The sequence below is a fragment of the Lysinibacillus sp. JNUCC-52 genome, assembly GCF_015999545.1.
GTDB lineage: Bacteria > Bacillota > Bacilli > Bacillales_A > Planococcaceae > Lysinibacillus.
Genome location: NZ_CP065546.1, coordinates 2056919 through 2069307 on the forward strand (window position 1 = coordinate 2056919; position 12389 = coordinate 2069307).

Below are 12389 nucleotides of genomic sequence, written 5' to 3' on the forward strand. Positions count from 1 at the left end.
GAAATAAGACTTTCCTCTATTTGAGGAAAGTCTTAAAATTTCTCTAATTATTAATTATTGTAATAATTGAAGAACGCCTTGTGGTTGTTGGTTAGCTTGAGCTAACATAGATTGAGCAGCTTGCATTAAGATATTGTTCTTAGTGAAGCCCATCATTTCTTTCGCCATATCTGTGTCACGGATACGTGATTCAGCAGCTGTTAAGTTTTCAGAAGTAGCACCTAAGTTGTTGATTGTGTGCTCTAGACGATTTTGAACAGCACCTAGTTTAGAACGCTCTGTTGATACTTTTTCTAGTGCATCATTAACTGTTTTAATTGATTTATTAGCTAAAGATTGTTTATCGATTTTAATACCTGACAAGCCTAATGATTTAGAACCCATATTTCCGATAGTTAACTTTAAGTTTTGGTTAGAGTTAGCACCGATATGGAATACTTTTGATTTAAATGAACCATTTAATAGTTTTTGCGTGTTGAACTCAGTATCAGTAGAAATACGGTCGATTTCTGATACAAGTGCATCTACTTCTTTTTGTAGAGCTCCACGGTCTGCATCAACGTTTGTATCATTCGCAGATTGTACTGCTAATTCACGCATACGTTGTAGGATAGAGTGAGTTTCGTTAAGTGCACCCTCAGCAGTTTGGATTAAAGAAATTGAGTCTTGAGCGTTTTTAGTAGCCATATCAAGACCACGGATTTGTCCGCGCATTTTTTCAGAGATTGCTAAACCTGCAGCGTCATCGCCAGCACGGTTTACTTTGTAACCAGAAGATAATTTCTCAAGGTTTTTTGAAGCTTCAGTGTTGTTGAAAGTAAGGTTACGGTGTGTGTTTAAAGCTGAAATGTTGTGTTGAATTCTCATTTGGAATTCCTCCTTGAATGTTTGTTTTGTTATTCCACATCCGTGTGGAATATTGTCGGTTTAGGTTGTATGTATGTACTTCCCTTACCCTACAATCTATATATCGTTAGTAGTTGGAAAAGTTTAATAGTTTTTTAAAAGTTTTTTTATTTTTTTATGTAATAGATTTGAAGCTTCAGAAGACTACTATTTTTTCTTCAGCTGATTTAAAAAAGTCGAAGATGAAGCAAGTGCTTCTTTATTTTGCGCTTGAATAGCTTCGAAAACTTCCGAACGATGTACTTTTACTTTTTTAGGCGCAACTATTCCAAGTTTAATTTGGTCACCTTCGACAGCTAATATTTTTATTTCGATTTGATCGCCTATCATAATAGACTCATCTTTTTTTCGAGAAAGTACTAGCATTATTTCGCACTTCCTTCCAATGGCAGCATCGGATAGCGTAATGGATATGCTTTATTGTCTTGGAGAACGATTTGTTTCCCACGTTTTTTATTTATATTTAAAATAACTGGTGCTAATAAGTTTATTGTAGACTCTTGGAATGTTTCTTTCATTGTGACAATGGCATATGGAAGAACATCTTCTTGTTTATCAATTTGTAATTGCTCGCGATCCTCTTCGCTAATGTCAAAGCTATAATCTTTTTTGAATGCAAATGGATAGGCAACGACAAAGCCGATTTCTACATGTTGAATAGATTGAAGTAATGCAAGGGGCAAGTCTGCATCAATTGGAAGCAATACGAACTCTTTTTCTTCTTCTAATCCTAATAAGCCATGTTCAAATGTCAGGATATCTTGTTCAACGATTTCGACTTCTCCTAAAAATTTAGTAGCAATTTTCATATTTTCGGGTGCACTCCTTTAAACGATGACATCAATGTCAACGTCTGGTCTTTGTATCATTGTACCAGTTACTTTACCTGGTGTGTATTCATGGATCGGTTTGTTCACTTGGGCGTCAATTATTGGTTCTCTACGCTGAATATTGACGTCGGTTGTGCCTGGTGTATAGTCAATTTTCACAGATCCAACAGACGGTACAAATTTTACATTGAATTGAACGCGATGGGGGCCGTGGTTTTGCTTGGCGATATTTTGAATCGTTGCCCTACCTTGATCTTTGCCAGCGCCCTCCATCATTTGCCGACCTTCCCTTGCTCTTCGTGCCATGCCCTTCATTGCCTCTTGTTTCCCTTTTTGCGCATAATTTGCACTTGATTCTAATGGTCCAATTAAGCCTAAGTCACGTCTTGCTTGAGATGAATCAATTTTCAGCACACTGCGTGTTGTATTAATCTCGAGTATTGCAGCAGGCTGTTCAATATGCTGCGTAGCACTTGGTTGTTTAATGTATTGCTGTGGCTTAGCAATATTAAGGTCAATTTGTGCGTCCGTTGTACGAATTTGGATTTGTGGGAGTCTCATGTACACTTCTCCTTTCAAGAAAAGCGTCTGAACAAAATGTTCAAACGCTTGGTTTTATTTAGTAGGAAAATCAATTGTATTTATCTAATAAAATCAACTAAAGATTGTTGAATAATTTTAGCGCCGACAGACAATGCTGCCTGATGAATCGATTCTGACGTTACCATTTCTGTAATAGCTTTTGAATAATCAACGTCCTCGTTATTCGACAATTGCTTCGTTACGCTGATTTCTCGGATTGATAAGCGGTTTTCCATTAATTCCACACGGTTTTGACGCGCACCAACATCTGCCTGTGCTTCGAGAATTTTATTGTGCATTGTTGTAATATCATCAGTTGTACTATTACTTGTAACGCCACCTAATGTAGAGCTGATTTCTTCACTTGTTGCAAGAGGAATTCGATTTGGATCTAACAAACCTGAAATTTTGCTCATCATGTCATCAACACTTTTAAATAAATCCACACCAGCAGTATTGACTTTCATTTCAATACCCTCATATACTTCAATCTTAACATCTTCGGAATTGACATTCGCATTGTTAAGTGTGCCATTTATGAATAATGGTTGTCCTGTTTTTGTACCACTGAATATATAGCGGTCTCCAATTTTCGTATTGGCCACATCCTGAAGCTGTTTTTGAATTTGGTCAATCTCAGATTTAATCTTTGCTCGTTCATCTGGTGTATTTGTATCGTTCGCTGCTTGAATAACAAGTTCACGGACTTTCTTCATTTGTTCGCCCACTTGATTTAATGATTCATCCGATGTATCCAGCCAATTATTAACCTCATTCATATTACGTGAATACTGTTCTACTTTACCTAAATCACGTCGGTAGCCCATCCCTTTTACTGCTACAACAGGGTCGTCTGAAGGTCTTGTGATTTTAGAGCCTGAAGTGATTTGGTCTTGTAGCTTGGACATTTTTCCGTAGCTATTATTTAAGTTTAGAAGCATGTTATTCGATAACATGGATTGTGTTACGCGCATGTTTGTAAAAGCTCCTTCCTTTAGTCGTACTCATTTATTTTTTAGTTAAATTCCTACTCGGCCCATGCCGTTAATGATTTTGTCTAATGTTTCATCGATAACAGTAATCATACGAGCATTTGCGTTATACGCTTGTTGGAATGTAATCATATTCGTCATTTCTTCATCAAGCGATACCGAAGTGATGGAAGCACGGCTGTTGCTGATTGTCACAAGTAGTGTTTCAGAAGTGGCGTTTAGGCGCGCTGCTTCTTCTCCATCGACACCGAGCTTACCAATGATTCCTTGATAGAATGTATTAAATGTTGCGCCGTCTAAATTTGCTTGAACTTTTGATTGGATATTTGAAAGCTCAAGTGCCCATTTACCGTTCCCTTCTTCATTTGGTTTGCTAGATGCAGCCAATTTTGAAGGATCTTTTAAAAGGTCAGCATTCACTTTAATATTTCCTGCAGACATCGGTTTTGTATTATCAATTGGTTCAAAGAAATCGATTGTACTTTGAGCACCTGTTAAATCATACCCTTGCTTATGCATCGCATTAAAGACATTTGCAAATTCTGAAGCAAGTTTGTCGAGGCTAGCCATCGTTTCTGGATAATAGCCTTTAACATTTGCTCCATCTTGATATCCATAAGAGTTGATCAATGATAATAATTTACCTTTGCCAGGCTCTAACTGGTCATATGTAATCGTGCCTGAGTCAGCTGTACCTGTGCCAACTACATTGATGCTCGTAAATACTTTTGATAAATCCGTTCCATCAATTTGTGTAGTTCCACTATTTACTTCAATGCTAGCAGCATCTTTACCATTCACTAATTTAATAGCTGTGTTTGTGCCATATGGTTTAAATGTAATAGTTACACTGCCTTCAGCTACACTTGAAGCAAGTCCACCCGAAGGAACGCGTTCAATTGAGACTGGGATGTAACTATTTAATTCATCAATTAACACATCGCGAGCATCATATAAATCATTTGGAACATGACCATTTGGCTCAACCTCTTGCACTTGCTTATTAATAGAAGCAATTTGCTTTAGTAAGGAATTGATGCGGTTTGTCGAAACACTAATTTCGTTACCTAAGTTACCTTGAATTGTTTTTAATTGCGTATCGATATAGTTAAATGATTCGGCTAAATGGTTGGCACGTTCGATAGCTACTTTACGTGATGCCGCATTTTCTGGACCTGTACTAACATCTTGTAGACCTTTCCAGAACTGTTCTAATGCTGCGTTTAAACCGTACTGAGAAGGTTCGTCCATAATATCTTCCATTTGAGAAATAGCATTTGAACGTGATTCCCAATAACCTAACTTGTTTGTTTCCTGACGATATTGACGGTCAATAAATTCATCGCGAATACGTTGAATAGATCCTGTCTCTACCCCTGTTCCCATATGTCCAGGGTAATTAGGCGTGTTTAAACCGGCTGTTGGAAAACCTGGTGTAGCTTGCATGTTTACTCGTTGGCGTGAGTAACCTAGTGTGTTGGCATTTGAAATATTATGACCTGTTGTATATAAAGCAGATTGTTGTGTAAATAAACCGCTTCTACTAGTTTCTAAGCCCATAAATGTTGAGCGCATCATTATTCCTCCCTTTAGTAACGATTAAAAATTAAGCTTGTGAATCGAAGTACGATTTTTTGGCTACTGTATTCGTGCCACGCACCTCACGACCAGAGTAATTTATTTGCTCTGGGCGTGGGCGTAGGGCATCTAATGTTAGATTGACAAATTGTAATGATTGGAATACCATTTTTTGATTGAGTTCGTTTTGTTTTCGTAAATCATTAATGATGAGCATTAGTCGATTGCGAACAGCTGAAAGTGCTTCTTTTTCAGTTTCTAGTTCAGCAGCATCGATGACATCAGCAACAGACATTTTGTCAGTTAAAGCAATTCCTTTTGCTTTAAGGTATTCGGTTACCTGTACCTGACGCTGTTGCTCGAGCTTATCAATGGCCGCTACATGTGCCTGCTCATCCTTGAGCATTTGGTCTAGTGCTTCGATATCGCCAGCTTTAATAATTTCTGTTTTTCTAAAGGCTAGTTCGAGTAAGCTTTTATGCATTCTCTCTAATATTGTTAATGTAGAACAAATTGTTTCTACAGTCATATTACTAAGCACCCTTTCTGTATTTCCTAGAAGCGATAATATTTCAGCATATCTTCAGCAACTTTACGAGCATTGACCTTATATTCTCCAGAATCAATATCTGCCTTTAATTGTTGCACGCGTTCAGCTCGTTCAGTGCTGTACGTCGTTACACCTTGCATTTCTTGAGCTGCTTTTGAAATTTCAATTTTGTCAGCGAATGACGCTTTGTTGTCGCCAGATTTGACATTACGTACTTGATTTTTATATGCGTTTACAGCATTAACACCATACGATGTAATTTTCATATTCATCCCCCTATCTTAAAAGCTTATCTTACTATTATTTCGGATTGTCTCCAACAATGTTAAGTTTTCAAATATAAAAAAGTGTGCTAATTTTGTTTAAAATTAACACACTTTCGCTTATCAACCATCTTTAAGGTGTATAATTTAACTTCGTCATTTTGAATTTCCTGTTACAATTTGCATGCTGATTCGCATTAGCATTGAACATATGTAAGTGAAGGAAGCTCAACTCTAGTGTAAAAAACAACACGTTTCATCTTGTTATTTTTTACGTTCAGCATGATATGTTACACGATCATGCTCAGCCACACTTTCACGGAACTCCTTAGCTGCCTCAAATGTACGAAGTTCTGACTTTAATTCGTCTTGGCATTTTGTACACAGTTTCCCCGTTGTCGTTAAATGACCGCAGTTATCGCATGGATAGCCTAAGTTCGGAAACATTGCTGGCTGCAAACGCCCTTTACGAACCCATTTATATAATAGTTCTTCTTCAGCACCAGTTGCCTCCACAATTCGTTCCACTGTAGCCGCACGATTTTCGCGTTTTCGTAAAAAACGATATACTATTTGATATAATTCCTCTTCTGATTGTGCGCATTTATGACATACGTCTCTGACCCCAGTATAATTAAAAAACTCATTACATTTTGGACAATTTCGAACCTCAGCCATCTCTTCTTCCTCCTCTTGCATGATCACTATTTAATTACACGAATCCTAAATTCGTAATCTATTATACATGATGTATTAGCATTTTCATCCATTAATTAATGTGAAGGTTCGAACATTTCGGGCACCTGCTTCTAGTAAAACCTGTTTAGCATGCCGCATTGTTGTCCCTGTAGTTTGTATATCGTCAAAAAGGAGATAATCTTTATGTTCAACTTGTGCTACAGGATTTAGTCGAAAAAGTGAAGCTGATTTTAGACGTTGCTCCCTATTTTTGGAGCTTTGTGTTTCTACTGTCGTTTTTTCTAAAAGTTGTGTATAGGGAATATTTGCAGCTTTCAGAAGCTCCTCGGTATGTGAAAAGGTACGCTCTTTTTGTTTAATCGGATGCATTGGAATCGGAATAATTGTTGCTGCTTCACATTTAAATTGTGTATGAATCTGCTGTCGAAATACTTTAGCAAGTGCAACGTCTTGAAGAAATTTATATTGATGCAAATACTTCTTCATTGCATCGTTATATTGATAAAGTGCTGTCGTTGTTGAGGAAAGCTCAAATTTGGAGAAACATTTTTCACAAAGACAAGGTGGGAAGTGTCTTATAAAAAGTGTTTTCCAGTTAGGAACGATTCGCAAAGGCTGAGCACATAGCAAACAAAACATTTCTACTTTATTCATTGGGAGAACCCTACCTTATTGTTATAAATTATTTTCTCGCGCGCTTCATCCATGGCGATTGTGATGCCATGATGAAAAAACACGACATCTCCCTCTGCATATGCTTCATGTCGCCCAACTCGTCCTGCAATTTGAATCAATGCACTTCCAGTAAAAATAGCCGATTCTGCCCCAACAACAGCGACTTGTACATTTTTTATCGTGATACCTCTTTCTAAAATCGTCGTCGTTACTAATCCAGGAATTTCTTCATTACGTAGCTGAAGTACTTTTTCTTTTCGTTCTGGGTCGTCAGCATGAACGGCTAAAATATTTGCATGTATCCTTTGAAAAAGTGGCATGGCAATTTTCAACAATTCAACTTTCGGTAAAAAAATAAGAAATGGTTCTTTTTTAGTTAGCCGCTCCTCTATCCAAACTTTTAGCTTTCTCGGGAGTCTTCCCCGTTTTAAGCTTTTTTCATATCCCCATAGCGAGCTAAAGCGTGGCACTGGCAAAGGATTATTGTGATATCTTTTTGGAATAGATGAGCAATATTTAAACTGATCAATTAATGTCTGTGATGGTGTTGCTGTAATAAAGTAAGTTGAGGCTTGTGCAGTTTTGGCTTTTTTCACGGCTCTTGCTAATGTTTCATCGAATGAATAAGGGAATGCATCCGCCTCATCAACAATCATGACATCAAATGCCTGTTCAAAGCGATATAGCTGATGTGTCGTCGCCAGTATTAATTGCGCATAACCGTTCTGCTGCGGCGCTCCACTATAATAAGCGTGAATGACGGTTTCAGGAAAAGCCTTTTGAAAGCGTGGCAACAACTCTAGCACAACATCTGTTCGTGGCGCTGCAATACAAACGCGCATCCCTTTTTCCAGCGCATACTGTACTGGTTGAAAAAGCAGCTCTGTCTTACCAGCCCCACACACCGCTGAAATCAAATGACATCGACCTGCTTCAATACTTTCAAGCAACTCATTCGCCGCCTGTTGTTGAAGTTCCGTCAGTTGGCCTTTCCATTTGAGTGGATGCTGTCTTTTTCTATAAGCTTTCGGCCCTCGCCATATGATCAGTTGCGTGCAGCTACTCACTCTGCCCATACTTAGGCAATGTCTACAATACACACATTGTTGTTGGCATTTTGAGCAATCAAACATCGTAAAAAACTGAGGCTTATCATTATAGCAACGGTTACATCTTAATCGTGGTCTTGTTTGAATACCTTCTATTATATGAAGATACTTTTTATCAATAGCATACTGTATGTCATAATTAGCAAATGGTGAATGTTCCATTAACCATATACGCCCTTCATGAAAATCTCGTAAAGCAGGAGGCAACAGCCATCCTTTATATTTCATTTTAATTTGCTCCTTTCTTTTTGTGATAATGGTTCTAGCAGGGGGTTCTGCAGGGTTATCGGCGATTTACTCAGGTTTATCGGCGATTCCTCGTGTTCTATCGGCGATTCGATAGAGTTTATCGGCGATTCACGCGGTTCTATCGGCGATTCCTCGTGTTCTATCGGCGATTCGATAGAGTTTATCGGCGTTTCATGCGGTTCTATCTAAGATTTCAACCAGGTTTACTGGCGATTCGCTCACGCTATCAGAGATTTCTCGCCTACAATAAATAAAAAAAGCCCCTACAACAAGTTGTAGAGACTTTTTTATATTATTTTTTTGTCCAGCCTAATCCCATCGCACCTTCACCAAGGTGTGTGCCAATAACTGGGCCGAAATAGCTCAATTTAAAGTCTACGTTCGGATAGGTTGCAGCGAGCTGTGCTAACCATTCTTCAGCTTCTTTTTGGCAGTTACCATGTATGACTACTGCATCCATCTTGTCATACTTGTTTGCATCTTCTGCTAGTAATTCTTCTGCACGCTTTAGTGCTTTCTTACGTGTACGAATTTTTTCGAAAGGTACAATTACCTTATCTACAAAATGCAAAACAGGCTTTACTTGTAATAAACCTCCAATTAAAGCTGCTGCTGAAGATAGACGGCCTCCACGTTGTAAGTGCGCTAAGTCATCTACAATGAAGTAAGCACGAATAGACTGCTTCATGTCCGCTAATGCTGCTAATATTTCTTGTGCCGTGCAACCTTGCGCCGCCATTTCAGCTGCACGTAGCACGTAAAAGCCTTGAACCGCACAAGAAATCTCGCTGTCAAATGCGAATACATCAATACCTTCCACCATTTCTCCTGCTTGAACAGCACCTTGATATGTACCGCTTATACCACTTGATAAATGAATAGAAATTACTTCGTCATAATCATTTGCCAACTCTTCAAAGAGAGCAGCAAACTCACCAATTGGTGGCTGTGTTGTTTTAGGGAATTCTTTTGCCCCACGTACTTTATTATAAAATTCAGAAGCCGTAATATCTACTTCCTCTGCGAATAATTCACCTGCGATGTTTACACTTAACGGAATCATACGAATATTTAAGCGCGCTCGTTCTTCTGGCGTAATGTATGCAGTACTGTCTGTTACGATTGCCGTCCTCATTCATGTCCACTCTCCTATGTTCCAAGTTTACCTCAAAAAGAAATGAATGTGAATTGAATTACGACCTAACGTAATTACATCCTAATTGAACTACTAGTAAGTACGAGTTCAAACGATGATGTCCACTTCACATTCATTTCCTATGTATAGTAAGGGAAGAATTTCCCTTATTGATTGCCCGTGCTAGATTTTGAATCATCACCAATATAAAAGACGCTCGTCACTTTCCAAGCCCCATCCTCTTTTACAAATACCGTAACTTGTCGTCCAGCACTATCGTGTTCGACATTCGTCTCAAGTTGTAAAGAGTGCATCGTCATATTAGCAAATACTTGTGCTTCTTCCTGACCATACTTTGCAATCGTTACATTAGTAACATCACGTTTCGTATCAAATTGGTCAAATATTTCTTCTGCAAATACTTTTTCTTCATCATATTTAAAGCCTTTTGGGTTCTTAGATATCGTTTTCATATAACGATGAATTTCTTCTTCATTTAATGCGGCAATATATTCTTCAAACGCCGCTAAAATTGCTTCTTCCTCATTAACTGGTACATTCGTCGCTTTTTCGACTTCTCCACCCATCATTTCAAAGCCTACTGTACCATCCTCAATAACCTTTTCTCGCTCTTTTGCAGTTAAGTCTTCATCTTTATTGCCACAGGCAGTTAACACTAATAAGGTTAAAACTGCTAGAATACTTTTCTTTAACATCATAAAACCTCCCGCGCAATATTGTAGCATATAAATGCATTAGTAGGAATTTTGTTGCGCATTTTCTACATTTAGGTGCTTATATCATTCTTATGACGTCTTTTAATTTAAAATGTTGCACAACAAAAAAAACTGCCTTAAAAGCTACTTTATCTGTTAAAGTAGCTTTTAAAAACAGCCTTTAATACTATACTATGCAGTTATCGTACTTCAACCCAACCATTTTTAATGGCAGTTACTACGGCTTGTGTACGGTCGTTTACATTCATTTTTTGTAAAATGCTTGAAACGTGGTTTTTAACCGTTTTTTCAGAAATAAACAGTGTCTCACCGATTGTACGGTTAGATTGACCGTCTGTTAGTAATTGTAAAACTTCACATTCACGTTTTGTTAGTAAATGGAATGGACGACGAATTTCCGTTTGATGGAAGTTACCTTTGTTTTCATGTTCAGAAAGGCGACGGAATTCTGCTACTAAATTTTTTGTTACTTTTGGATGTAAATAAGAGCCGCCATTTGCCACTACTTTAATCGCTTCTACGATTTCATCAGCATCCATCTCTTTTAGCATATAGCCAAGTGCACCTGATTTTAATGCATGTGTTACATATGTTTCATCATCATGGATAGATAGCATGATGACTTTTGCATCTGGAAATTCTGCAATTAAATCAGCTGTTGCCTCTACACCATTTTTTCCTGGCATATTGATGTCCATTAAAACAACATCCGGTTGATTTTCCGCATATAAGTTTACAACATCTGTGCCATCGTCACCTTCTGCAATTACATCAAACGTATCTTCAAAATCTAAGATACGTTTAACCCCTTCTCGGAATAGCTGGTGATCATCTACAATAATTATCTTCGTCATAAGTCTTTACCCCCTAAAATTCTGCAACACATTCTTTAATCTACTTCTAACGGAATTTTAAATAGTACCGTTGTACCTCTATTAATCTCGCTTTCAATTGAGATTGTACCATTTAATATTTCAATTCGTTCTCGCATTCCTAAAATACCAAAGGAATGATCTTTTACAACTTTTTGATCGAATCCAACGCCATCATCTTTCACGACAATATTTACCGCGTTATTCAACCATTCAAGCTTTACCCAAATATCCTTACATTTCCCGTGTTTCATAGCATTTGTTACACATTCCTGAACTAAACGGAAAATGGATACTTCATAGTTTGATGGAATACGTTGTTCTGTACTCCTTGACTGAAAATGGATTTCAACTCCCGGATTATATTCGGTCACAGTCGACAAATATTTCTTTAATGTCGGTACAATACCTAAATCATCGAGTGCCATAGGACGTAAATCATAAATAATACGTCGCACTTCTGATAGCGCATTGCGCACTGTTTTTTTCAAATCAGCAATTTCAGCCAAAGCATATTCAATGCCCTTTTCACGATACGTTCTTTCAATTAAGTCCGTACGCATTAAGACATTGGCCAACATTTGCGCAGGTCCATCATGAATTTCTCTTGATAAACGTTTTCGCTCTTCTTCTTGCGCTGCGATTATTCGTATACCAAAATCTTGCTTCATTTTCGCTTGTTCAAGCGCTAACCCAACATTTTTTAAATCAGACGTTAAATAATTTAAAATAACATTTACTTGATTAACAATATGATCAGCACGTTCAATTGTATCGAGTAATCCTCTTAGACGTCGCTCTAAATCATCTCTTTTGTCGCGCAGTTGCTTTTCTTGTGTTTTAATGACGGAGAGCTTCAATTGAAAATCATGGGCCGTTTCATATGCATCTCTAACTTGTTCTTCGGTATAATTATCAAAAGCTTTACTCACTAACACAAGTCTTTGCTTAGCAAGTTGCGTGCTTTTTTCTAAAGCATCGCCTTCATCGATGACAGTTGAAATCTGTTTTCGAACAATTTCTAGCTCTCGTTGCATATCTTCAAAGCTTCTACGGCTTTGTTCACTTATAATGAAAATATCGTCTTTAGAGCTCATTATTGTTTCTAACATTCGATTGAATACGTCATCAAGCGACTTTAAATCGAAGGTATCATTTGAAAACATAGTGTACTCCCCAGTCTAATGTCCTTATTACCACATAGTATTTTGA

Annotated in this window: 15 protein-coding genes; all 15 read right to left on the reverse strand. The window is 37.7% G+C overall.

Annotation, left to right across the window (positions count from 1 at the left end; genetic code table 11):
- Positions 1–54 precede the first annotated feature (54 nt).
- The 15 genes from JNUCC52_RS10410 to JNUCC52_RS10480 all read right to left on the reverse strand — a co-directional run bounded on the left by JNUCC52_RS10410 (position 55) and on the right by JNUCC52_RS10480 (position 12343).
- Positions 55–867, reverse strand: a complete 813-nt coding sequence (locus JNUCC52_RS10410) for a flagellin N-terminal helical domain-containing protein (protein WP_337982042.1) — start codon at positions 865–867, stop codon at positions 55–57.
- A 186-nt stretch (positions 868–1053) separates the two neighbouring features.
- Positions 1054–1272: a carbon storage regulator CsrA gene (gene csrA / locus JNUCC52_RS10415; RefSeq protein WP_337982043.1), complete on the reverse strand. Its 219-nt coding sequence runs from the start codon at positions 1270–1272 to the stop codon at positions 1054–1056.
- Positions 1272–1715 carry a flagellar assembly protein FliW gene (gene fliW, locus JNUCC52_RS10420; RefSeq protein ID WP_337982044.1) on the reverse strand — a complete coding sequence of 148 codons (444 nt, stop codon included), beginning with the start codon at positions 1713–1715 and terminating at the stop codon, positions 1272–1274. Before fliW ends, csrA begins: the two co-directional genes overlap by 1 nt.
- A gap of 18 nt (positions 1716–1733) precedes the next feature.
- The gene (locus JNUCC52_RS10425) at positions 1734–2297 is read right to left on the reverse strand and encodes a DUF6470 family protein (RefSeq protein ID WP_337982045.1); all 564 of its coding nucleotides are present in this window, start codon (positions 2295–2297) and stop codon (positions 1734–1736) included.
- An 80-nt stretch (positions 2298–2377) separates the two neighbouring features.
- Positions 2378–3292, reverse strand: coding sequence for a flagellar hook-associated protein FlgL (gene flgL, locus JNUCC52_RS10430; protein WP_337982046.1), 915 nt, complete (start codon positions 3290–3292; stop codon positions 2378–2380).
- 45 nt (positions 3293–3337) lie between these two features.
- The gene (gene flgK / locus JNUCC52_RS10435; protein ID WP_337982215.1) at positions 3338–4885 is read right to left on the reverse strand and encodes a flagellar hook-associated protein FlgK; all 1548 of its coding nucleotides are present in this window, start codon (positions 4883–4885) and stop codon (positions 3338–3340) included.
- A gap of 31 nt (positions 4886–4916) precedes the next feature.
- A complete protein-coding gene (locus tag JNUCC52_RS10440) occupies positions 4917–5417 on the reverse strand; it encodes a flagellar protein FlgN (protein WP_173479683.1) in 501 nt (166 codons plus the stop codon).
- 26 nt (positions 5418–5443) lie between these two features.
- Positions 5444–5704, reverse strand: coding sequence for a flagellar biosynthesis anti-sigma factor FlgM (gene flgM, locus JNUCC52_RS10445; protein WP_173479684.1), 261 nt, complete (start codon positions 5702–5704; stop codon positions 5444–5446).
- 261 nt (positions 5705–5965) lie between these two features.
- Positions 5966–6379, reverse strand: a complete 414-nt coding sequence (locus JNUCC52_RS10450; RefSeq protein WP_337982047.1) for a TIGR03826 family flagellar region protein — start codon at positions 6377–6379, stop codon at positions 5966–5968.
- Between the two features lie 84 nt (positions 6380–6463).
- Positions 6464–7054, reverse strand: a complete 591-nt coding sequence (locus JNUCC52_RS10455) for a ComF family protein (protein WP_337982048.1) — start codon at positions 7052–7054, stop codon at positions 6464–6466.
- Positions 7051–8412 carry an ATP-dependent helicase ComFA gene (locus tag JNUCC52_RS10460; protein ID WP_337982049.1) on the reverse strand — a complete coding sequence of 454 codons (1362 nt, stop codon included), beginning with the start codon at positions 8410–8412 and terminating at the stop codon, positions 7051–7053. The genes JNUCC52_RS10455 and JNUCC52_RS10460 overlap by 4 nt, the downstream gene beginning before the upstream one ends.
- 313 nt (positions 8413–8725) lie before the next feature.
- Positions 8726–9568, reverse strand: a complete 843-nt coding sequence (locus JNUCC52_RS10465; RefSeq protein WP_173479688.1) for a DegV family protein — start codon at positions 9566–9568, stop codon at positions 8726–8728.
- A gap of 167 nt (positions 9569–9735) precedes the next feature.
- Positions 9736–10287 (reverse strand): DUF3225 domain-containing protein, encoded by a 552-nt coding sequence (locus JNUCC52_RS10470; RefSeq protein ID WP_337982050.1) that lies wholly within the window; start codon positions 10285–10287, stop codon positions 9736–9738.
- 197 nt (positions 10288–10484) lie between these two features.
- Positions 10485–11159 carry a response regulator gene (locus JNUCC52_RS10475; RefSeq protein ID WP_173479690.1) on the reverse strand — a complete coding sequence of 225 codons (675 nt, stop codon included), beginning with the start codon at positions 11157–11159 and terminating at the stop codon, positions 10485–10487.
- Between the two features lie 35 nt (positions 11160–11194).
- Positions 11195–12343, reverse strand: a complete 1149-nt coding sequence (locus JNUCC52_RS10480) for a sensor histidine kinase (protein WP_173479691.1) — start codon at positions 12341–12343, stop codon at positions 11195–11197.
- Between the last annotated feature and the right edge of the window lie 46 nt (positions 12344–12389).